The sequence below is a fragment of the Pseudomonas sp. URMO17WK12:I9 genome (assembly GCF_900230165.1).
Classification (GTDB): domain Bacteria; phylum Pseudomonadota; class Gammaproteobacteria; order Pseudomonadales; family Pseudomonadaceae; genus Aquipseudomonas; species Aquipseudomonas fulva.
Genome location: NZ_OCMQ01000001.1, coordinates 425,731 through 447,407, shown reverse-complemented (window position 1 = coordinate 447,407; position 21,677 = coordinate 425,731). Strand labels below are relative to the sequence as shown.

Below are 21,677 nucleotides of genomic sequence, written 5' to 3'. Positions count from 1 at the left end.
CCCACGAAGGCAACTGTCAATTTTCTGCAAACGTGATCAATACCTTAACGGTTGTCGTAGTGCCTGACGCACTGCGCGCACCCTGACGACTTTAAACAGGCAGATTAAACATGAAAGCTTTAATGGTAGTACTGCTGGGCAGTCTGTGCGGGACGGCCATGGCCGACGAAGCCCAGGCCGCCGAACAGGCACCGGTTGAACAGTACAGTTACTCGCAACACCTGGACATCGACCACGTCATTTCCATGAGTGAAATCCCCAATGTCTGCGGCGTAGTGCCTGCTCGCATGACCTACGCCGACTCGCAAGGCCATACCCACGTGCTGGAATACCGCGTGATGGGCAATGGCTGCTCAAACGGCTGACAGCGCGGCGACCAAGGGGGCCGAATGACCCCCTTCGCGGCCGTCTGCACACAAGTAACACTCAAAAGTTAGAAGCAACAGGCCCCTACACTTATCACCGCCCACTCAGTGCCCTGCCGATTTGCCCAGTGAATAATCTTTCAACTTATTGGCAATGGTCGTGTGCGATACACCCAGGCGCTTGCCCAATGCTCGGCTGCTTGGAAACTCCTTGAGCAAACTTTCCAATACGGCTTTTTCAAAACGCCCGACAATATCGGACAATGCACCGTCCAGTGAAAAATCACCCAAAGGCTGTCGCACGCCATAATCGGGCAATCGCACATGTTCAGTCTTGACCACACCGTTTTCACATAACGACACAGCCTGGAACACCACGTTTTCCAACTGTCGAACGTTACCCGGCCACTCATAGCTGGCCAACTTTTGCATCGCCCCCGGCGCCAGGCGAGGCATGGCGCATCCGATCTGCCGACTGGCCTGATCGAGAAAATACTGCACCAGCCCATCAAGCCCATCCATGCACTCGCGCAAGGGCGGAATGTGCAATGACAGCACATTGAGCCGGTGGTACAGGTCCTGCCGGAACTCGCCCCGGGCACAGAGCTCGGACAGGTCCACCTGCGTGGCGCAGATCACCCGCACATCCAGATAGACCTCCTCGTCGCTGCCCACACGCCGAAAACATCCGTCTTGCAAGAACCGCAGCAACTTCACCTGAAGCCGCGGGCTCATTTCAGCCACGCCATCGAGAAACAGCGTGCCGCCGGCCGTCAGCTCCAGCAGCCCCAGCTTGCCTTCGGCGCGGGCGCCCTCGAAGGCGCCCGGCCCGTAGCCGAACAGCTCTGTCTCGGCCATCGACTCAGGCAAGCCGGCGCAGTTGAGCGCCATCAGCGGTGATTGTCCACGCGGGCTGGCCAGGTGGCACGCCCTGGCCAGAAGCTCCTTGCCGGTGCCGGTCTCCCCCTCGATCAACAGCGGTGCATCCAGCGGCGCCATTCGCCTGGCTTCACGGACAACGGCAGCCATCAGACGTGAACTCTGGAAAATGCTGTCGAACCCCCGCAACTCCTGCTTGCGCACATTGTAGATACGCTCACCGATGCGATCGGCACGGTGCAAGGTGAGCACGGCGCCAGCCAACGCTTCGCTGTCGTCATGCTCCGATTGCAGCGGCGCGATGTCGGCCAGGAACACATGGCCCCTGACCTGTACCCGCAGGCCGTTGATACGCGACTTGTTGCTACGCACCAGTTCCGGCAGGTCGAAGTCGTCCACGTAGCGAGCCAGAGGCAGGCCGGGCACTTCGTCGACTCGCACCCCCAGCAATTGGGCCGCCGATCGGTTCGCCGCCACAATGCTGCCACCCATGTCGATCGAGAGCACGGGAAACTCCAGCGCCCCTAACAGGGCATTGAGCTCCATGTGCCGGCGCTCGCTAGGCATCAGCCCCACGCGTTTGACGCCGAACACGCCCGTAATGGCCTCGAACTTGGGGCGCAGGGCCTGGAACTGAAGGTTGATGAGGTTCGGGCAGTGCAGGTAGATGGCGTTGCCATGGTCCCCACCCACTTCGCCCCGCAATACGTTGATGCCGTATTCGACCAGCAGGTTGAGGATGTCGCGCAGAATACCGATACGGTTCTGGCAGTGCACTTTGATACGCATAGAGGGTACGCCTGGCAAAAACTTCCCGTCTGAGCGGAAAACTTGTAAAGAAATGCTGACGAAATGACCGCTAACGATCATCGCAGGCGCTTGATGTTGGGACAAAATAGCGGATTTGTAAAATTATCCTTACAAGATAGCGTGTTTGCCTGCGCTCTAGCCCTTGCATAAGTAGGTGTGCACCGAGCAATAAAGGGTTATTTCTGATGCCTACCTGTACATAACGACAAGAGCCGACCAGGAGACCTTCATGAAGCACACCCAGTACGTGGCCCGCGAGCCGGATGCCCAGGGCTTCATCGATTACCCGCAGCAGGAGCATGGCGTGTGGAACACGTTGATCACCCGCCAACTGAAGGTGATCGAAGGGCGTGCCTGTCAGGAATACCTCGACGGTATCGAGCAGTTGAAGCTCCCTCATGACCGCATTCCGCAGCTGGGCGAGATCAACAAGGTGCTGGGGGCAACCACCGGCTGGCAGGTCGCTCGGGTTCCGGCATTGATTCCGTTCCAGACGTTCTTCGAGCTGCTCGCCAGCAAGCGCTTCCCGGTGGCGACATTCATTCGCACACCCGAAGAACTGGACTACCTCCAGGAACCAGACATCTTCCACGAAATCTTCGGCCACTGCCCGCTGCTGACCAACCCCTGGTTCGCCGAATTCACCCATACCTACGGCAAGCTGGGCTTGGCCGCCACGAAAGAACAGCGTGTTTACCTGGCGCGCCTGTACTGGATGACCATCGAATTCGGCCTGATGGACACACCCAACGGCCGCAAGATCTACGGCGGCGGCATTTTGTCCTCGCCCAAAGAGACGGTCTACAGCCTGTCCGGCGAACCGGAGCACCAGGCCTTCGACCCCATCGAGGCCATGCGCACCCCTTACCGGATCGACATCCTGCAGCCGGTGTACTTCATACTGCCAGAGCTCAAGCGCCTGTTCGACCTGGCTCATGAAGACATCATGGGCATGGTCGCGCAAGCCCAACAGCTGGGGTTGCACGCGCCGAAGTTTCCACCCAAGGTTGCCGCTTGACCGCTGCTTGCCACTCACAACGCCACATGGATAAGAACGTATGAATGCCTTGAACCAAGCCCACTGCGAAGCCTGCCGCGCCGATGCACCGAAAGTCAGCGAGCAGGAGCTTGCCGAGCTGATTCGCGAAATACCGGACTGGAACATCGAAGTGCGTGACGGGCACATGGAGCTTGAGCGCGTATTTTTGTTCAAGAATTTCAAGCACGCCCTGGCGTTCACCAATGCCGTCGGGGAAATTGCCGAGGCCGAAGGCCATCACCCAGGGCTGCTGACCGAGTGGGGCAAGGTGACCGTTACCTGGTGGAGCCACTCGATCAAAGGCCTGCACCGTAACGACTTCATCATGTGCGCACGCACCGACAAAGTGGCCGAGACGGCCGAAGGGCGCAAGTAAACTGCCCAAGGCTTCAGTCTCGGGGCTCACACGGGCGTGGCCGCCGGTCACGCCTTTTTTATGCCGCCAGAGCAGCCTTGAGCCTGCGGCACGAGCCGCCTTGATCGACCCGCTGCGGGGGCCGGGCGTAGGAAAAAAGCCAAACTGTCATCCAGACTTGTGTATCCTGCCCCAGCTTCTTGAAGCTTCACACGCGCCTGGCGCAGCCTTTTCACTCACACTTGCGAGGAACGACGAGATGCACGAGATCCCGAATCTTCCCTTCCCAAGCCTGAACCCAGAAGAGCCCACCGTTACCGCCCATGCCGACTCGGCACCTGCCCGCGAGCAGGAAGGTGACGATCAGACCAGCGCCGATCAGGACTAGACCGCGCGCACTGGCTGTGTGAAAACGGCTGATCGACACCTGGCGCTTCAGCACGTTTTCACACCGCTCGGTCGAGCAAGTTTCCCTTCAGCGCCTGGCGAACTGCAACACCACTTCCAATGGATGACGCATCGGCCGCCCGGCCATGCGCTTGACCTGACTGCGGCAGGAATAGCCGGTCGCCAAAGGCTCCCCTTCCTTATCCAGTTTCAGCGCCCACGACTGCTCGAAGATGTCCTTCGAGGTCTGCTGATTGCGCGCCTCGTGCCCATAGGTACCCGACATGCCGCAGCACCCGGTGGCCTCGGTGATCAGCTTGAGCCCCATGCGTTCGAACACCTGCTCCCACTGCCGGGTGCTGGCAGGGGCGTTGGTCTTCTCGGTGCAATGGGCCAACAGGCGGAAGGTGGACGTGCTCCCTGCCGCTTGCTCGGGCAACGCGCTCAGCAGCCACTCCTGAGGCAACAGCACGGTGGGGCACCCTTCGAGCCCAGGCACTTTCGGGTATTCCTGGCGATAGACGAGGGTCATGGCCGGATCCAGCCCGACCAACGGCACCCCGCAGTCGGCCAGCGCCTTGAGCTGGGTGGCGTTGCGCACGGCGGCCTTGGCGAAGGCACCCAGAAAGCCCTGAACATGCAGCGGCTTGCCATTGGCACTGTACGGTGCCAGGAAAACCTTGTGGCCCAGGCGATGCGCCAGGTCGATGAATGCCGACAGCAACGGCGTCTCAAAGTAGCGGGTGAATGCATCCTGCACCAGCACGATGCTGCGCTCGCGCTGGGCGGGTGTCAGTTCGCGTAGCGCCGGCACAGTGGCCACGCCCACGCCACAGCGCGTCAGGGTCGCCTGGAAGTTGAACCGGCTGATCAACGGGCTATCGACCATGCCCACCTGCTCGGCCAGCAGACGGCTGACCCATTTCGAGCCCATCACCGCGTTGTACAGACCAGGCGCATGGGCCAGGTACGGGATGGTGAATTCCAACGACCCGATCAGGTAGTCGCGCAAGGGGCGCTGGTAACGGGTGTGGTACAGCTCGAGAAAGCGCGAGCGGAAGTCAGGTACGTTGACTTTGATCGGGCATTGTCCTGCGCAGGATTTGCACGCCAGGCAGCCAGCCATGGCGTCATAGACTTCATGGGAAAAATCTTCCTGCCCCTGGCGCCGCGCCCGCTCGTTGCGCAACCGCGCTGGCAGCCCTTTGACCCAGGACACCGGCTTGCGCGCCACCTCCAGTACATCGACCCCCGCCTCGCCTTGCAGACGCAACCATTCGCGCATGAGCGAAGCCCGCCCCTTGGGCGAGTGCCGACTTTCACGGGTCGCCTTCCACGACGGGCACATGGCGTCGTTCGGGTCGTAATTGTAGCAGGCACCGTTGCCGTTGCAATGCACGGCGCTGCCATAGGCCTGCCAGACCCGCTCATCGATGGTGCGATCCAGCTCGCCGCGCAAGGTCACGCCATCGACCTTGGTCAGGCCCTCGCTGGCCCCGAGCGGCGTGCAGATCTTGCCGGGGTTGAGCTGGTTGTGCGGATCGAACGCGCCTTTGAGGCGCTGCAGTGCCGGGTACAGCTCGCCAAAGTACTCGGGCACGTACTCCGAGCGCAGGCCCTTGCCGTGCTCGCCCCACAACAGACCGCCGTAGCGACGGGTCAAGGCAGCTACTGCATCGGAGACAGGCTTGACCAATGCCGCCTGGGCCGGGTCCTTCATGTCCAGCGCAGGGCGCACATGCAGAACCCCGGCATCGACGTGCCCGAACATGCCGTACGCCAACCCGTAGCCGTCGAGCAAGGCACGGAACTCGGCGATGTAGTCGGCAAGTTTTTCCGGTGGCACCGCCGTGTCCTCGACGAACGGCTGCGGCCGCACTTCGCCTTCGACGTTGCCCAGCAGGCCAACCGAGCGCTTGCGCATGGCGTAGACGCGGGTCACCGCCTCAGCCCCCTCGGCCAGCGTATGGCCAAGGCGCTCGACGCTGGTGTCGACACGCAGGTGATCGATGAAGGCCTGGACCTTTGCGTTGACCTCGACGGGGTCATCACCGCAGAACTCGACCAGGTTGATGCCCAGCGTGGGGCGCTCGGGGTCGGCCGGGAAATACTCGGCGACGCTGTGCCAGACAATGTCCTTCATCGCCAGCCCAAGCACTTTGGAATCGACGGTCTCGATGGACAATGGCCGGTGCGCCATCAAGGCATTGGCATCGCGCAGCGCATCCATGAAGCTGGCGTACCGTACGTTCACCAGGGCAGCATACTTGGGAATCGGCAGCACGTTGAGCTTGGCCTCGACCACATACCCCAGCGACCCTTCGGCGCCGCACAGTACGCTGTTGAGGTTGAAGCGGCCTTGCTCGTCTCGCAGGTGCGCCAGGTCGTAGCCGGTCAGGCAGCGATTGAGCGGGGGAAAGGTGGTGCGGATGAGTTCAGCCTGGGTGTCCCAGATATCCAGGGCCGTGCGGTACACCTGACCCACGCGACCGGGCGCCGTACACGCTGCCTGCAACGCGTCTTCGTCAAGCGGCAGGCTGTGCAGGCGCTCACCCCCGAGCAGGATGCTGTGCAGCTCAAGCACATGGTCGCGCGTTTTGCCATAGGTGCAACTGCCCTGCCCGCTGGCGTCGGTGTTGATCATGCCACCCACGGTCGCGCGGTTCGAAGTGGACAGTTCAGGCGCGAAGAACAAGCCATGGGGCTTGAGGGCGGCGTTGAGCTGATCCTTGACCACACCGGCCTGCACCCGCACCCAACGCTGCTCGGCATTGATTTCGAGGATGCCGTTCATGTGCCGCGACAAATCCACGACCACGCCGTCGGTCAACGACTGGCCATTGGTGCCTGTGCCGCCACCGCGCGGGGTCAGCTTGATCGCCTGGAAGCGCGACTCGCCCATCAGCGTGGCGACGCGCGCCACATCATCGGCGTCCAATGGGAACACCGCAGCCTGCGGCAGACGCTGGTAGATGGAATTGTCGGTGGCCAGGACGGTTCGGGTACCGTAGTCGGCGCTGATCTGGCCACGAAAGCCACTGTCATGCAGGGCTTTGAGAAATGCCGGGTAGTCGGCGTCAGGTGCAACGGTAGGCAGCTGGGCGATCATCGAAGGACGGCCTCGGAATAGGGCTGGTTCACGGAAAAGATGTCGTGGCGGCATGGGTGGTGCCGGCAACAGTGACGAATGTGGCAATGTTCCTGTAGTTTTACGCCAGGGGCAAACGGATAATCCTGCCGCTATCGATGACTTTCATGAATGAATTACCGCCACCTAACCCCGTCCATGTCTCTGCTGCTGGCCTTCGAGGCGGCCGCCCGGCACCAGAGCTACACCCGCGCGGCCACTGAACTGTCGCTGACCCAGAGCGCGGTCAGCCGGCAAGTTCAGGCGCTGGAACAGCAGTTGGGTCTGACCCTGTTTCGCCGCGAGGGTCGCCAGGTACGGTTGACGGACGTCGGCCGCCTGTACCAACGCGAGCTCAGCGAAGCACTGGGCCGCATTCGGGGCGCGACCCTACAGGCGCTGGCCTACCAGTCCGGGGTCGGCACTTTGCGCCTGGCCACCTTGCCCACCTTTGGCTCCAAATGGCTGTTGCCGCGCCTGAACGACTTCTACAAGGCGCACCCTGGCATGCTTGTGCACTTGCATTCGCGTATCGAAGCCATCGACTTCGACACCAGCGAGATCGATGCAGCCATTGGCGTGGCCAGCGGTGACCTGCCAGGGCTGATCAGCCACCGCCTGCATGCCGAGGAACTGCTGGTGATCCTTCCGGCCCAGGCCGCAAACGAACAACCGCACTGGAGCCCCACCCGCATCAGCGAGCAGTTACTGTTGAACGTGGCCAACAACCCCCATGCCTGGGGTGAATGGTTCTCGCACCATGGCCTGCCCCACCGAAGCATGCGCCTGGGGCCAAGCTTCGAGTTGACCTCGCACTTGATTCAGGCCGTGCAGGCGGGTATTGGTGTGGGCCTGGTGCCCCGCGTGCTCGTGGAAGACGAGCTGGCCAAAGGGGCGCTGTACAGCCCAGGCCTGGCATTCGCCAGTCAACGCAGCTATTACCTGATCTATCCGCCGCGCAACGAAGCGCTACCTTCGCTACGGGCATTCAGGGCGTGGCTGCTGGAACAGATCTGACGCGCAGAAAAGAAAACCCGAAGCGGTCGACGCTTCGGGTTTTACAGGCGACTGTACGACGCTTATTTGGCGGCGCTGCCAACGGCTTCAGTGATGACGCCCTTACGCCGTGACTTGATGACATAAGCTACGAACATGCAGAGCAACCAGACCGGGATGGCGTAGACGGACACCTGGATACCCGGAATCTGCAGCATGATGCCCAGGATCAAGACCACGAAGGCCAGCACCACGTAGTTGCCGTAGGGGTACCACAGCGCCTTGAACAGGGGTTTCTGACCCGTGCGGTTGAGGTGCTGACGGAACTTGAGGTGCGAGTAGCTGATCATGGCCCAGTTGATCACCAGGGTAGCGACGACCAGCGACATCAGCAGCTCCAGCGCGCTGGAAGGCATCAGGTAGTTGAGCAGCACGGCGATCAGGGTCACGGCCGCGGACACCAGAATCGAACGCACCGGTACGCCACGCTTGTCGACCTTGGCCAAGGCAGCCGGCGCATCGCCCTGCTCGGCCATGCCCAGCAGCATGCGGGCATTGCAATAGGTACCGCTGTTGTACACCGACAAGGCCGCGGTCAGGACCACGAAGTTCAGCAGGTTGGCGGCCACATCGCTGCCCAGCAACGAGAACACCTGCACGAACGGGCTGCTGCCGTAGCTGCCGCCGGAGGCATCGATGCTGGCGACCAAGGTGTCCCACGGCGTGAGCGACAGCAGGATCACCAAGGCACCGACGTAGAAGATCAGGATGCGGTAGATGACCTGGTTGATGGCCTTGGGGATCACGGTCTTGGGCTTGTCGGCCTCTGCGGCCGTAAAGCCGAGCATCTCCAGCCCCCCGAACGAGAACATGATGAACGCCAGGGCCATCACCAGGCCACTGACCCCATGGGGGAAGAAGCCACCGTGCGACCACAGGTTGGCCACGGTAGCGTCAGGCCCGCCACTGCCGCTGGTCAGCAGGTAGGCACCCAGGCCAATCATGCTGACAATGGCCACCACCTTGATGATGGCAAACCAGAACTCAGCTTCGCCGAAGAACTTCACGTTCATCAGGTTGATGGCGTTGATCAGCACGAAGAACGCAGCGGCTGTTACCCAGGTAGGGATTTCCGGCCACCAGTAGTGCACGTACTTGCCCACGGCGGACAATTCGGACATGCCCACCAGGATGTACAGCACCCAGCAGTTCCAGCCCGACAGGAAGCCGGGGAAGCCACCCCAGTAGGTATGGGCGAAATGGCTGAACGAGCCGGCCACGGGCTCCTCGACGATCATTTCGCCGAGCTGGCGCATGATCATGAAAGCGATGAAACCACAGATCGCGTAGCCCAGGATCATCGACGGGCCGGCGGATTTCATCACGCCCGCCGAACCCAGGAACAGGCCGGTACCGATGGCGCCTCCCAGGGCGATCAACTGAATATGGCGGTTCTTCAGGCCCCGCTTGAGCTCGCCTGAATGCTTGTCGTGTCCACTCATGAACGAAGTCACCTGCATTGTTTTTATCTGTGACGGAATCGGACCCACCGCGCTCGTGGCGCAGCGGAATGGGCAAGGTGGTCACCTTGTTTCCTGAAGGTACAGCTGCGCGGTCGAGTCAACCGGGCGGGGTCAGGAGTGCGCGGTACGCAAAGGGGTCACAGGTAAAACGCGGCGCACTGTATAACCCTGCAAGCGCGCAGGCGTCAACGCGTTGCGTGGTTTCCGGCGGAAAAAACGCAGCGTTCCTGAGGTAATGGCCTTTGTGGGCGAGTTGATCGGCGTACATGGCGCCTCCATTTGTTGTTTTATCAACCGGCTCTGCGGCGGGCTGTTGCACGGGGCAATGAGGGCTATAACACCGTGGAGCGGGGGTTTAAGCAAGGGAGGTGAAGGGCTGAGGACGCAACCGGAGAGAGGGGCTTCGGCAAGCTTTCTTTACGGACGGGGACTTTTTCTGATTTGCTGCGAGAATCAGCCAAGGCTTGTAAACAAAACCTTACAAGCTGGAAATATAAGTTGCCAGACTAACGAAATGGCTTTGCGCCCAATGGGTTACGGCCGACCATGAGTTGAGTCAGATCAGCACACTCGCACCCTCTGGCAGGGTGCATCTGGCAAGGCATGCATCATTTAGCGGGCTGCACATTGGGGCCGCTTCGCGCCCCATCGTTGGCCACTGGCTCCTGCTCAGCGCGAGATATTCGCCTTTTGCAGAAGCCGGCTTGCGGGCAATGGGCTGCGTAGCAGCCCCAATGTGTTCAGCGTCGGTAATTAAGCAAGGGCCAACAATGGCTCCGAATGCCTCAGCCGCGTGGCTTGCCGCGACCACGGCCTGCAGGCTTGTCACCCTCGGGCTTGGCCGGGCGCTTGCGCATTTCGCTCGGGCGCTCGGCCACTGCGCTGCCACGGTTGCCTTTGCGCGGCGATTCTTCGCGCGCCGGGTGTGCTGGACGCTCGCCGGCCGCTGCGCCGTCCTGGGCCGGGCGCAGGCTGCGCACGCGCTCACCTCGACCCAGGGGGCGGGACGATTTGCGCTGCAGACGCTCCATCTTGTCCTTGGCCTTGAGCTTCAAGGCCGGCAACGCCACGGGCTGCAAGCCCACCTCGGCCGCCAGGATGTCGATTTCACCCTGGGTCATTTCCCGCCAGCGGCCCATGGGCAAATCCGAGTTGAGGAACACCGGGCCAAAGCGCACACGCTTCAGGCGGCTGACCACCATGCCCTGCGACTCCCACAGGCGACGCACCTCACGGTTGCGGCCTTCCATCACCACGCAGTGGTACCAGTGGTTGAAGCCTTCGCCGCCTGGTGCCTTCTGGATGTCGGTGAACTTGGCGGGGCCGTCTTCGAGCATGACACCCGCCTTCAGGCGCTCGAGCATCTCGTCATCCACTTCCCCACGTACGCGCACGGCATATTCGCGGTCCATTTCGTAGGACGGGTGCATCAGGCGGTTGGCCAGCTCACCGTCGGTGGTGAACAGCAGCAAGCCGGTGGTGTTGATGTCCAGACGGCCGATGTTGATCCAGCGACCTTCCTTGGGACGCGGCAGGCGATCGAACACGGTCGGGCGACCTTCAGGGTCATCGCGGGTGCAGATCTCGCCATCGGGCTTGTTGTACATGATCACCCGGCGCGTCGCCTCGGCCGCTTCTTCACGCTTGATCAGCTTGCCGTCGACGGCAATGGCGTCATGCAGGTCGACTCGCTGGCCAAGGGTGGCTGCAACGCCGTTGACCTTGATGCGGCCCTGGCTGATCCAGGCCTCGACGTCACGGCGCGAGCCCACGCCAATACGCGCGAGGACTTTCTGCAGCTTCTCGCCAACAGGTGGGGTGATCTGGGTATCTTGCAGGTCTTGCTCACTCATCTGGGCACCTCCCGGTGTAGGAATGAAAACAGGTTTCTGGCAACGAACGCGCCAAAAGGCCGCGCATCATACGTGGTTCGCCGCCTGAATGCATGGGAGGGTAGAAGCTTTTCCACCCTCTGCCACGACTTTCTGCCAGGCGGGCCCTGCTCGACGGCCTGGCCCATGGCCACAGCAGATCGAGTTGAGGCGATCAGGCCTGCTCGCTCGGCTCCCCCTCCAACGGCGTTTCGGCATCAGGGTCGTGCTGGAGCACATCGTCGAAATCGGTCTTGAGGCCCTGCTCCATGGCGTCGAGCTCCACGAGCAGGCTGCGAAAGCTGGTCTCATCCTTGACCGGCTCAGCCTCCTCGTCCTCGCCCAGGCTGGCGTCGGCCAGGGCCTGCAGGTGCGCCGGTACCGGGGCATCGTCCGGGTCGAGCAAGGGCTCGGGTTCCATCTCGCGCAATTCGGCCAGCGCTGGCAGCTCATCCAGGCTGCGAAGGTTGAAATGGTCCAGGAATGCCTTGGTCGTGGCAAACAGAGCCGGCCGTCCGGGCACTTCCCGGTGGCCCACTACACGGATCCACTCGCGCTCGACCAACGTCTTGACGATGTTGCTATTGACCGCGACGCCACGCACGTCCTCGATTTCGCCACGGGTGATGGGCTGGCGGTAGGCAATCAGCGCCAGGGTCTCGAGCAGCGCCCGAGAATAGCGCTGCGGGCGCTCTTCCCACAGCCGGCCGACCCAAGGCGCGTAATCCTCGCGAATCTGCAGCCGATAACCGTTGGCCACCTCCTTGAGCTCGAACGCCCGACCGGCGCACGATTTGCCTAGCACTTCGAGTGCTCGCTTGAACGTCTTCGGCTCGGGCCGCTCGGGCTCCTCGAACAGCTCGTACAAGCGCTCAAGCGATTGAGGCTTGCCAGAGGCCAGCAGGAAGGCTTCGATCAACGGGGCCAGGTCGCGGGGGTCATTCAGGTTCATGGGCGTCTTCGGCAGGAGCAGGGCGTAACCGCACATGGATGGCGGCAAAGGCTTCATTTTGCACCAGTTCGACGAGGGTTTCCTTCACCAGCTCCAACACAGCCATGAACGTGACCACCACCCCCAGCTTGCCTTCATCGGGCGCGAACAGATCGATGAAGGGCACGAAACCACCGTCTTTCAAGCGTTCCAGCACCTGCCCCATGCGTTCCCGGGTCGACAGGGTCTCTCGGCTGATCTGGTGGCTTTCGAACAGGTCGTTGCGGCGCATCACTTCGGCCATGGACGCCAGCAGCTCCGGCAGGCTGACCTGCGGCAACAGCTTGCGTACCTTTGCCTGGGGCGCCTCCAGGCACGGCACGACCAGGTCACGACCGACCCTGGGCAACCCGTCCAGGCCTTCGGCGGCCGCCTTGAAACGTTCGTACTCCTGCAGACGTCGGATCAGCTCGGCGCGTGGGTCGCCCTCCTCCTCGACCGTGACGCTGCGCGGCAGCAACATGCGCGACTTGATTTCGGCCAGCATGGCGGCCATCACCAAGTATTCGGCAGCCAGCTCAAGGCGCACGGTTTTCATCAACTCGACGTAGCCCATGTACTGGCGAGTGATTTCTGCCACCGGGATATCGAGGATATCGATGTTCTGCTTGCGAATCAGGTACAGCAGCAGGTCCAAAGGCCCTTCGAACGCTTCGAGAATGACCTCCAGGGCATCGGGGGGTATGTACAAGTCCAGCGGCAGCTCGGTCACGGCCTCGCCGTAGACCAGCGCGAGCTGCAACTGGCCTGGCAGCTCGGCCGGCTCGGCCGCTGCCTGGGCGAACGGCTCGGCGGTCACGCGTTGACCATGAACGGAGTAGGGTCGCCGCAGCCTTCGCGAATCAGTTCGGGTTCATCGCCTGACAGGTCGATGATGGTCGACGCCTTGAGGTCACCGTAGCCGCCATCGATGACCAGGTCGACATGGTGCTCCAGACGCTGGCGAATTTCGTAGGGGTCGGTCATGGGTTCGGCGTCGCCGGGCAGGATCAGGCTCACGCTCATCAAGGGCTCACCCAGCTCGGCAAGCAGTGCCAGGGTAATGGCATGGTCCGGCACGCGCAGGCCGATGGTGCGGCGTTTTTCATGCAACAACAGGCGCGGCACTTCGCGCGTGCCGTTGAGAATGAAGGTGTAGGGCCCCGGCACATGGGCCTTGAGCAGGCGGAAGGTGCCCGTATCGACCTTGGCGTACAAGCCCAACTGGGACATGTCGCAGCACATCAGGGTGAAATTGTGGGTCTTGTCCAGCCCGCGCAAACGGCGCACCCGCTCGATGGCCGACTTGTCACCGATCTGGCAACCCAGCGCATAGGCCGAGTCGGTGGGGTAGACCACTACCCCACCCTTGCGGATGATCTCGACCGCCTGGCGTATCAGTCGCGGTTGTGGGTTTTCCGGGTGAATCTGGAAAAATTGGCTCACGTCGTCGTCCTGTTCAAACCGGCAATGGCTGTTCATGGCTGAAACGGTGCCACACAGGTGGCAGGTCCTCGGGCAAAGGCCGATAGGCACCGATTTCGCCCCAGGTGCCGGGGCCGTGGAAGTCACTGCCAGCACTTGCCAGCAGCCCGAACTCACGGGTGAGGATGGACAGGGTGCCCACCTGCTCGGCCGGCATCATCCCATTGACCACTTCAAGCGCCTGCCCGCCTGCCTGAATATAGTCGGCAATCAGCCGCCTGCGCTTGCTGCGCGTCAGCTCGTAATGCATGGGATGCGCCAGGCTCACCCATGCGTTGGACTGGCGCAGGGTGGCAACGGTTTCCTCCAACGATGGCCAATGTTGCTTGACGTCACCGAGCTTGCCGGCACCGAGCCATTTGCGGAAGGCCTCGCCCCGGTCTTTGACGTGGCCGGCATGCACCAGGTAGTCGGCAAAATGTGGCCGGGCCGGGGCATTGCCACTGTCACCGAGCGCCTGCTGGATTTGCCGGGCACCTGCCAGCGTCCCTGGCATGCCCTTGGCTGCCAGGCGCTTGTCGATTTCCTCGGCACGCAACCAGCGGCCACGGTGCAGGGCCTCGATCGCCGCCAGCAAGGGCGGTGCATCTACGGGGAAGTTGTAACCGAGTATGTGGATGGTTGCGCCGCCCCAGGTACAGGACAGCTCGACGCCGCTGACCCATTGCATGCCGTGCTCGCGGCAGGCCTGGCGGGCTTCGGCCAGGCCTTCGAGGGTATCGTGGTCGGTGAGCGCCAGCGTACGCACCCCATGCTCGAAGGCCCGGGCGACCAGGGCCGAAGGCGACAGGGCGCCGTCGGAGGCCGTGCTGTGACAGTGCAGATCAACATTCATAGAGTAGCGCTTTCGCTGGATTCGATGTTTGTTATTATGCCGTCACATCCCGGTTCTGGCTGCCATTGTGAAACAATTCATCGATTTCATCCCGCTGCTGCTGTTCTTCATCGTCTACAAACTGGACCCACGGCCCGTCGAGCTGGCCGGGCACAGCTTCGAATTCGGTGGTATCTACAGTGCCACTGCCATGCTGATCATCAGCTCGCTGGTGGTGTACGGCGCGTTGTTCCTGCGCCAGCGCAAGCTCGAGAAAGGCCAGTGGCTGACGCTGGTCGCCTGCCTGGTGTTTGGCGGCCTGACCCTGGCCTTTCACAGCGAAACCTTCCTCAAGTGGAAGGCGCCGGTGGTGAACTGGCTGTTCGCCCTGGCCTTCGCCGGTAGCCACTTCATCGGCGACCGGGTACTGATCAAGCGCATCATGGGCCATGCGCTGACCTTGCCCGATGCCATCTGGGCCCGCCTGAACCTCGCCTGGATCGCGTTCTTTCTGTTCTGCGGCGCCGCCAACCTGTTCGTCGCCTTCACCTTCCCAGCGTTCTGGGTCGACTTCAAGGTGTTCGGCAGCCTGGGCATGACCGTGCTGTTCCTGGTGGCACAAGGGCTGTACCTGTCGCGCCACCTGCAAGATACCTCCTCTGCCTCCAAACCCAAGGACTGACATGCTCTACGCCATCATTGCCAGCGACGTCGCTAACTCCCTGGAAAAACGCCTGGCTGCGCGCCCGGCCCACATCGAGCGCCTTCAGCAGCTCAAGGCAGAAGGCCGGGTGGTACTGGCCGGCCCGCACCCGGCCATCGACAGCAACGATCCAGGCGAGGCAGGCTTCAGCGGCAGCCTGATCGTGGCCGAGTTCGATTCCCTGACCGCCGCCCAAGCCTGGGCCGATGCCGATCCCTACATCGCTGCCGGCGTCTACGACCAGGTCGTGGTCAAGCCCTTCAAGCAAGTGCTGCCTTGAAACACCTCGCCTAGAAGGCGTGCTTGGCATCGCCAGTTGGCAGCTGACCTCAAGACTGGGGTATCTTTCCGGCTGGCGGACCAACGCGTCGCCGTCAATGGTTGAATTGAGTGAGTCATGAGCGAGCTGTTACTGATTGATGACGACCAGGAGCTGTGCGAGCTGCTCAGCAGCTGGCTGACCCAGGAAGGGTTCACTGTGCGGGCCTGCCACGATGGCCAGGCTGCACGCCAGGCGTTGGCCGAACGTGCGCCAGCGGCCGTGGTACTGGATGTGATGCTGCCCGACGGTAGCGGTCTTGAACTGCTCAAGCGCCTGCGCAGCGAGCATGCCGACCTGCCCGTGGTGATGCTGTCGGCCCGCGGCGAGCCGCTGGACCGCATCCTGGGCCTTGAACTGGGCGCCGACGACTACCTGGCAAAGCCGTGCGACCCACGCGAGCTGACTGCGCGGCTGCGCGCCGTGTTGCGCCGCAGCCATCCAGCCCCGGCCACCAGCCAGCTGGAATTGGGCGACCTGGTCTACAGCCCTGCCCGCGGGGTGGCCAGCATCGACGGTCGCGAGCTGACCCTGACCCTGTCCGAGAGCCGCATTCTTGAAGCATTGCTGCGCCAACCGGGCGAGCCTCTGGACAAACAGGCGCTGGCGCAGATCGGCCTTGGTCGCCGGCTGACGCTCTACGACCGCAGCCTGGACATGCACGTGAGCAACCTGCGCAAGAAGATCGGCCCGCACGCCGACGGCCGCCCCCGCATCATCGCCTTGCGCAGCCGCGGCTACTACTACTGCCTGTAGTACTTGCGTCAGTCTGATGCCAGGAAAGGGAACTGGCCTTTACGTTCCCTTTACCGTGCCCTGACCGCGCTTGACGATCATCTCCCTAGACTGTGCTCATCCGGTGATCGCCGGCCCATGACAGGAGAGACACCATGCGCAAGACCCTTACCGCCCTGCTGTTCGCCGCCGCACTGCCCACCGTTGCCATGGCCATGCCCGACGGCGGCCCGCGCCATGATGGCCCGCATCATCGCGGCGGCCCGGCCTTCCACGAACTGGACCTGAGCCGCGAACAGCGCGACCAGATCGGCAAGCTGATGGGCGATCAGATGAAACAGCGCCACGACATCACCGAGCGTTACCTTGGCAAGCTGCCGGCGGCCGATCAGAAAGCCATGAAAGAAGAGATGCAGGCCAGCCGCGACAAGACCGACGCTGCGGTACGCAACCTGCTCAAGCCAGACCAGCAGAAGAAGTTCGACGAACTGCAAAAGGAACGCGCCGCCAAGAAAGCGGAGTGGCAGGAGTTCCAGGCCTGGAAAGCTGAAAAAGCCGGCAAGTCCCAGTAAGCTCCACTGTCAGCGCCCGCTGTGCGCCAGGTTCGCCTGGTGCACGGCGGGCTTTCATCGTTTGGGGAGGTCTACGTGCGTTCACTGTTCTGGCGCATCCTGGCCAGCTTCTGGCTCGCCATCGCCCTGGTAGCTGGGCTGTCGATATTGCTGGCGCACACGCTCAACCAGGACGCCTGGATTCTAAGCCGTCACCCGGGGCTGAACACGTTGGCCAGCCAATGGGCCAGGCACTACGAACAGGAAGGCCCGGACGCAGCGCAGCATTTTCTCGAAAGGCGCAAGGCGCGCTACAAGATCGACGTGCAAGTACTGGACGACAGCGGCGACGCTGTGGTGCCAGGCACCTTTCCCCGGCGCGCGGCTGCACTCGAAGCCAGGCAGCATAACGATGAGCGGCGCCTGCCGTGGCGCCGCCTGACCGAGGAATACACCAGCCCCGAGAGCAAGGCGTCCTACCTGCTGATCTACCGCATCCCTCACCCTGCCCTCGATGCCTGGCACCGCGAGAGCCTGCTCTGGCCGCTGAGCGCACTGGGCATCGCCCTGGTGGTGCTGACCCTGTTCAGCCTGTTCGTCACACTGTCCATTACCCGCCCCCTGAGCCGCTTGCGTGGCGCGGTGCACGACCTGGGGCAGAGTACCTACCAGCAGAACAGCCTGGCGCAACTGGCCGGCAGGCGCGACGAATTCGGCGTCCTGGCCAAGGATTTCAACAAGATGGGTGCTCGCTTGCAGAGCACCATCGCCAGCCAGCGCCAGTTGCTGCGCGATGTGTCCCACGAGCTGCGCTCTCCGCTGGCCCGTCTGCGCATCGCCCTGGCCCTCGCCGAACGTGCCGAGCCGCAGCAACGCCAGGCCTTGTGGCCGCGCCTGACCCGCGAATGCGATCGGCTGGAAGACCTGATCAGTGAGATTTTGACCCTGGCGCGCGTGGATGCCGACCAGGCCCATGCCGAAACGGTCGATCTCAACGCGCTACTGGGCAGCGTGCGCAAGGACGCGCAACTGACGGCACCCGAGCATGACGTGCGCCTCGAAGCGCAACCCGGGTTGACCTTGCAAGGTTGGCCGACCCTGATCGAGCGTGCGGTGGACAACCTGCTGCGCAATGCACTGCGCTTTACCCCCGCGGGTCAACCCGTGGAGCTGAGCGCCTGGCGCGAGGACGACGTGCTCAGGGTCTGCGTACGTGACCGAGGCCCCGGCGTGGCAGCTGAGCACCTGGCCCAGCTGGGCGAGCCGTTTTTCCGGGCGCCGGGGCAAAAAGCCCCTGGACACGGCCTTGGGCTGGCGATTGCACGCAAGGCGGCAGAGCGCCACGGCGGCCGACTGATACTGGCCAACCATCCACAAGGCGGTTTTGTCGCAACCCTGGCGCTGCCGGTGGCAGAAGCACCTGGCAGCTAGCGCCACCACGCAGGTCTGCGCCAAGGCCAGCGGCTTGGGTCAAACGCGGCGGGCTGGGCGGTCAGTCGCCCCAGGCGCTGACGAAGTCGGCAGTGGCGAGCACAGGCGCCGTGCGAGGCTCGGTCATGGGCGTACCCACATACAGGAAGCCAAGCAGCTCCTCGTTTTCTGCCAAGCCCAGGCCTTCATGAACATGGGCATCGAAGGCCAGGTCTCCGGTACGCCATACGGCACCCACGCCCTGGGCGTGCGCGGCAATCAGTATGCCGTGGGCGGCGCACCCTGCTGCCAGTTGCTGCTCGAGCACTGGGACCTTGGGGTGCTGCTTGTGCAAATGGGCAATGACCACGATCAGCAAGGGCGCGCGTAGCGGCATGGCGCGGGCCTTGCTCAATGCCGCCTCACTGGCATCACCGCGCTTCTGAACCGCGCTGGCGAACAGTTCACCCAACCGCTCGCGTGCTTGGCCTTCGATGGTCAGAAAGCGCCACGGGCGTAGCTGACCGTGGTCCGGGGCCCGCAGCGCAGCCTGAAACAAGGCCTCACGCTGGGCATCGTTGGGCGCAGGGTCGGTCAGGCGCGGGACCGAAACCCGGTTGAGCAATGCGTCGAGAGCCTCCATCGGCTACCCTCCTGGAACATGAATGTGCGGCCATTCTCAAGGGCCCGGCCCCAGGCTGCAAGCCCGACCTCGTCCGAGACCTGCAGCATGAAGATGCAGCTTGGCCTTGAGCCTTTGCGCCCCACAGGTAGAATGGCGCCCTTCCGTTTCGAGCCCGAGCAGAACACATGGCGTTGCCGACCTTAAGGATCATTGGTTTCATCATCGGCATCTTCCTCATCACCCTCGCCGTGGGCATGGCTGTCCCCATGGCTACCTTGGTGATTTTCGAACGCACCAGCGACCTGCCGTCCTTTCTCTGGTCGAGCCTGATCACCTTCGTGGCGGGCCTGCTGCTGGTAGTGCCCGGCAGGCCGGAGCACGTGCATTTGCGTCCGCGTGACATGTACCTGCTGACGGTGTGTTCCTGGGTGGTGGTGTGCGTATTCGCTGCCCTGCCCTTTCTGCTTACGCAGCACATCAGCTACACCGATGCGTTTTTCGAAAGCATGTCGGGCATCACCGCCACTGGCGCTACCGTACTCAGCGGCCTGGACAGCATGTCGCCCGGCATCCTGATGTGGCGCTCGATGCTGCACTGGCTGGGCGGCATCGGCTTCATCGCCATGGCGGTGGCCATTCTTCCCCTGTTGCGCATCGGCGGCATGAGGCTGTTCCAGACCGAATCCTCGGACCGCTCCGAGAAGGTGATGCCGCGCTCGCACATGGTCGCCAAGTCCATCGTCGGGGTCTATGTCGGGTTTTCCATTTTCGGTGCCCTGGCGTTCTGGTGGGCCGGCATGAGCCCGTTCGATGCGATCAACCACGCCATGTCGGCGATCTCCACCGGCGGTTTTTCAACGTCCGACCAGTCCCTGGCCAAATGGGACATGCCCGCCGTGCACTGGGTGGCCGTGGTGGTGATGATCCTCGGCAGCCTGCCGTTCACCTTGTACGTGGCCACGTTGCGCGGCAACCGCGGGGCCCTGATACGTGATCAACAGGTGCAAGGCTTGCTGGGCATGCTGGTCGCGACCTGGGTGATACTGGGCACCTGGTACTGGTACACCACCAACCTGCACTGGCTCGATGCCTTGCGTCACGTCGCACTGAACGTGACCTCGGTCGTGACCACCACAGGGTTTGCGTTGGGTGACTACAGCCTGTGGGGCAATTTTTCGTTGATGCTGTTCTTCTACCTGGGATTCGTGGGCGGGTGCTCCGGCTCGACGGCCGGCGGCATCAAGATATTCCGGTTCCAGGTGGCCTACATCCTGCTCAAGGCTAACCTCAACCAGTTGATACACCCCCGGGCGGTGATCAAGCAGAAGTACAACGGGCATCGCCTCGACGAAGAAATCGTACGCTCCATCCTCACGTTTTCCTTCTTCTTCGCCATCACCATCTGCGTGATGGCATTGCTGCTGTCATTGCTGGGGGTCGACTGGATGACCGCCCTGACCGGCGCGGCCGGGACGGTGTCCGGTGTGGGCCCCGGCCTTGGCGAAGTGATCGGGCCGTCCGGCAACTACGCCAAACTGCCCGACGCTGCGAAGTGGATCCTGGCCGGCGGCATGCTGCTGGGCCGGCTGGAAATCATCACCGTGCTGGTGTTGTGCATGCCGGCTTTCTGGCGTCACTGACGGCGTCGAGATCGGTGCCCAGGCGTGCCCGGTACTCGCTGGGCGTGACGCCAAACCAACGGCGAAAGGCCCGATAGAAGTTGCTAGGGTCGGCGAAGCCAAGCAGGTAGGCAGTTTCCAGCAAGGTCATGGTGGGCTGGGCCAGGTACTGTTCGGCCAATTCGCGCCGGGTATCGTCAAGTAACGCCTGGAAGCTGGTGCCCTCGTCTTGCAGCCGGCGCTGCAAGGTGCGCTGGGACAGGTGCAGTGCCTGTGCCAGGGTTTCACGCTTGGGCTCGCCCTGGGGCAGGATGCGGCACAGCACCTGACGCACCCGATGGGTCACCCGGCTCTCCGAGAAACGTGCCAGGTACTCACCGGCGAACCGATCGTGCAACACGGCCATGGCTTCGTTGGCCGTGGGCAGGGGTGCCTCCATGTCAGCCCGCTCGAACACCAGAGCATCGTGGGGGGCATTGAAGATCAACGGGGAATGAAAGGCTACCTTGTAGGGTTCCAGGTGCTTGGGCGGTGGCCCCTGTATCAGTACCCGCCGCGGCTGCACTGGCCGGCCGCTAAGCCATTTGCACAAGGACAGCGCACAGGCCAGCGACGCCTCGGCACTGTGCCGGGTGGGCGGCAAGTGGTCGCCGTGCACGGTCAGGATCAGCGAATAGCCTTCAGGGGTGAGGATGAAGCTCAAGTCAGAACTTTCGGCAATGATGCGCTGATAGCGCACCAGCCGTGCGAAGCCTTCGGCCAGGGTACGGCTGGACATCAGCGCGTAGCCCACCACATGAAAGGATGCAGGCCTGACCACGCGCGCCATGTTCAGGCCTATTGCTTCATTGCCCGACAGCTCCACCGCCAGTTGCCAGAGCCGGGTCATGGCGTCCTGCGGGAAGCGCGCATCCGGATCATCGAGAGCAGCGAAGTCCAGCCCCAGCTGCTTGAACATGGCCTGGCAATCGAGCCCTTCGAGCTCCAGCGCCTTGACGATCCCAGATGCCCAGCTGGCGGAGGTGGTTCTTTCGCTCATGGCACGCTTCTTATGCTGACCGCTCCTGCGGTGAACCCCAAGGATACTCAATTGG

General features: G+C 62.7%; 21 protein-coding genes. 11 read left to right on the top strand and 10 right to left on the bottom strand.

The window, feature by feature from the left end; genetic code table 11:
* Positions 1–110: 110 nt before the first annotated feature.
* Entirely contained in the window at positions 111–365 is a 255-nt protein-coding gene (locus CRP40_RS02030) for a DUF2790 domain-containing protein (RefSeq protein ID WP_027915912.1), read from the top strand.
* Positions 366–470: 105 nt separating this feature from the next.
* On the opposite strand, the gene CRP40_RS02025 is transcribed toward CRP40_RS02030, so the two are convergent.
* Positions 471–2,033 carry a sigma-54-dependent phenylalanine hydroxylase transcriptional regulator PhhR gene (locus CRP40_RS02025; RefSeq protein WP_027915911.1) on the bottom strand — a complete coding sequence of 521 codons (1,563 nt, stop codon included), beginning with the start codon at positions 2,031–2,033 and terminating at the stop codon, positions 471–473.
* 250 nt (positions 2,034–2,283) lie between these two features.
* Here CRP40_RS02025 and phhA point away from each other — a divergent pair, with 250 nt between their 5' ends.
* The 3 genes from phhA to CRP40_RS22280 all read left to right on the top strand — a co-directional run bounded on the left by phhA (position 2,284) and on the right by CRP40_RS22280 (position 3,836).
* The gene (phhA, locus tag CRP40_RS02020; RefSeq protein WP_027915910.1) at positions 2,284–3,072 is read left to right on the top strand and encodes a phenylalanine 4-monooxygenase; all 789 of its coding nucleotides are present in this window, start codon (positions 2,284–2,286) and stop codon (positions 3,070–3,072) included.
* 40 nt (positions 3,073–3,112) lie between these two features.
* Positions 3,113–3,469: a 4a-hydroxytetrahydrobiopterin dehydratase gene (locus CRP40_RS02015; protein WP_023533765.1), complete on the top strand. Its 357-nt coding sequence runs from the start codon at positions 3,113–3,115 to the stop codon at positions 3,467–3,469.
* Between the two features lie 238 nt (positions 3,470–3,707).
* Entirely contained in the window at positions 3,708–3,836 is a 129-nt protein-coding gene (locus CRP40_RS22280) for a hypothetical protein (protein WP_255212317.1), read from the top strand.
* Positions 3,837–3,923: 87 nt separating this feature from the next.
* Here the strand turns inward: CRP40_RS22280 and CRP40_RS02010 are convergent, their stop codons facing one another.
* The gene (locus tag CRP40_RS02010) at positions 3,924–6,944 is read right to left on the bottom strand and encodes an FAD-binding and (Fe-S)-binding domain-containing protein (RefSeq protein WP_027915909.1); all 3,021 of its coding nucleotides are present in this window, start codon (positions 6,942–6,944) and stop codon (positions 3,924–3,926) included.
* 150 nt (positions 6,945–7,094) lie between these two features.
* Here CRP40_RS02010 and CRP40_RS02005 point away from each other — a divergent pair, with 150 nt between their 5' ends.
* Entirely contained in the window at positions 7,095–7,979 is an 885-nt protein-coding gene (locus tag CRP40_RS02005; RefSeq protein WP_027915908.1) for a LysR substrate-binding domain-containing protein, read from the top strand.
* A gap of 62 nt (positions 7,980–8,041) precedes the next feature.
* Here the strand turns inward: CRP40_RS02005 and CRP40_RS02000 are convergent, their stop codons facing one another.
* The 6 genes from CRP40_RS02000 to CRP40_RS01975 all read right to left on the bottom strand — a co-directional run bounded on the left by CRP40_RS02000 (position 8,042) and on the right by CRP40_RS01975 (position 14,642).
* A complete protein-coding gene (locus CRP40_RS02000) occupies positions 8,042–9,460 on the bottom strand; it encodes an amino acid permease (RefSeq protein WP_027915907.1) in 1,419 nt (472 codons plus the stop codon).
* Between the two features lie 806 nt (positions 9,461–10,266).
* Positions 10,267–11,334, bottom strand: coding sequence for a 23S rRNA pseudouridine(2605) synthase RluB (rluB, locus tag CRP40_RS01995; RefSeq protein WP_027915906.1), 1,068 nt, complete (start codon positions 11,332–11,334; stop codon positions 10,267–10,269).
* A gap of 193 nt (positions 11,335–11,527) precedes the next feature.
* Complete coding sequence (scpB, locus tag CRP40_RS01990; RefSeq protein ID WP_027915905.1) at positions 11,528–12,304, bottom strand: SMC-Scp complex subunit ScpB; 777 nt, start codon at positions 12,302–12,304, stop codon at positions 11,528–11,530.
* Positions 12,291–13,013, bottom strand: coding sequence for a ScpA family protein (locus tag CRP40_RS01985; protein ID WP_176505834.1), 723 nt, complete (start codon positions 13,011–13,013; stop codon positions 12,291–12,293). Before CRP40_RS01985 ends, scpB begins: the two co-directional genes overlap by 14 nt.
* A 125-nt stretch (positions 13,014–13,138) precedes the next feature.
* Positions 13,139–13,768: an L-threonylcarbamoyladenylate synthase gene (locus CRP40_RS01980; protein WP_023533818.1), complete on the bottom strand. Its 630-nt coding sequence runs from the start codon at positions 13,766–13,768 to the stop codon at positions 13,139–13,141.
* A 13-nt stretch (positions 13,769–13,781) separates the two neighbouring features.
* On the bottom strand, positions 13,782–14,642 hold the full coding sequence (locus tag CRP40_RS01975; protein ID WP_027915902.1) for a PHP domain-containing protein: 861 nt from the start codon (positions 14,640–14,642) through the stop codon (positions 13,782–13,784).
* 67 nt (positions 14,643–14,709) lie between these two features.
* Between CRP40_RS01975 and CRP40_RS01970 the strand changes: the two genes are divergently transcribed.
* The 5 genes from CRP40_RS01970 to CRP40_RS01950 all read left to right on the top strand — a co-directional run bounded on the left by CRP40_RS01970 (position 14,710) and on the right by CRP40_RS01950 (position 18,360).
* A complete protein-coding gene (locus CRP40_RS01970) occupies positions 14,710–15,303 on the top strand; it encodes a septation protein A (RefSeq protein WP_027915901.1) in 594 nt (197 codons plus the stop codon).
* Between the two features lies 1 nt (position 15,304).
* Positions 15,305–15,604: a YciI family protein gene (locus CRP40_RS01965; protein ID WP_027915900.1), complete on the top strand. Its 300-nt coding sequence runs from the start codon at positions 15,305–15,307 to the stop codon at positions 15,602–15,604.
* 117 nt (positions 15,605–15,721) lie between these two features.
* Positions 15,722–16,399, top strand: coding sequence for a response regulator transcription factor (locus tag CRP40_RS01960; RefSeq protein WP_027915899.1), 678 nt, complete (start codon positions 15,722–15,724; stop codon positions 16,397–16,399).
* 134 nt (positions 16,400–16,533) lie between these two features.
* Positions 16,534–16,950, top strand: coding sequence for a Spy/CpxP family protein refolding chaperone (locus tag CRP40_RS01955; protein ID WP_027915898.1), 417 nt, complete (start codon positions 16,534–16,536; stop codon positions 16,948–16,950).
* 75 nt (positions 16,951–17,025) lie between these two features.
* Positions 17,026–18,360: a sensor histidine kinase gene (locus CRP40_RS01950; RefSeq protein ID WP_027915897.1), complete on the top strand. Its 1,335-nt coding sequence runs from the start codon at positions 17,026–17,028 to the stop codon at positions 18,358–18,360.
* 61 nt (positions 18,361–18,421) lie between these two features.
* Here the strand turns inward: CRP40_RS01950 and CRP40_RS01945 are convergent, their stop codons facing one another.
* Positions 18,422–18,982, bottom strand: a complete 561-nt coding sequence (locus CRP40_RS01945; RefSeq protein WP_027915896.1) for a nitroreductase family protein — start codon at positions 18,980–18,982, stop codon at positions 18,422–18,424.
* A 167-nt stretch (positions 18,983–19,149) separates the two neighbouring features.
* Between CRP40_RS01945 and CRP40_RS01940 the strand changes: the two genes are divergently transcribed.
* Positions 19,150–20,604 carry a TrkH family potassium uptake protein gene (locus CRP40_RS01940; protein WP_027915895.1) on the top strand — a complete coding sequence of 485 codons (1,455 nt, stop codon included), beginning with the start codon at positions 19,150–19,152 and terminating at the stop codon, positions 20,602–20,604.
* Here the strand turns inward: CRP40_RS01940 and CRP40_RS01935 are convergent.
* Entirely contained in the window at positions 20,561–21,622 is a 1,062-nt protein-coding gene (locus CRP40_RS01935) for an AraC family transcriptional regulator (RefSeq protein ID WP_027915894.1), read from the bottom strand. The genes CRP40_RS01940 and CRP40_RS01935 overlap by 44 nt on opposite strands.
* Between the last annotated feature and the right edge of the window lie 55 nt (positions 21,623–21,677).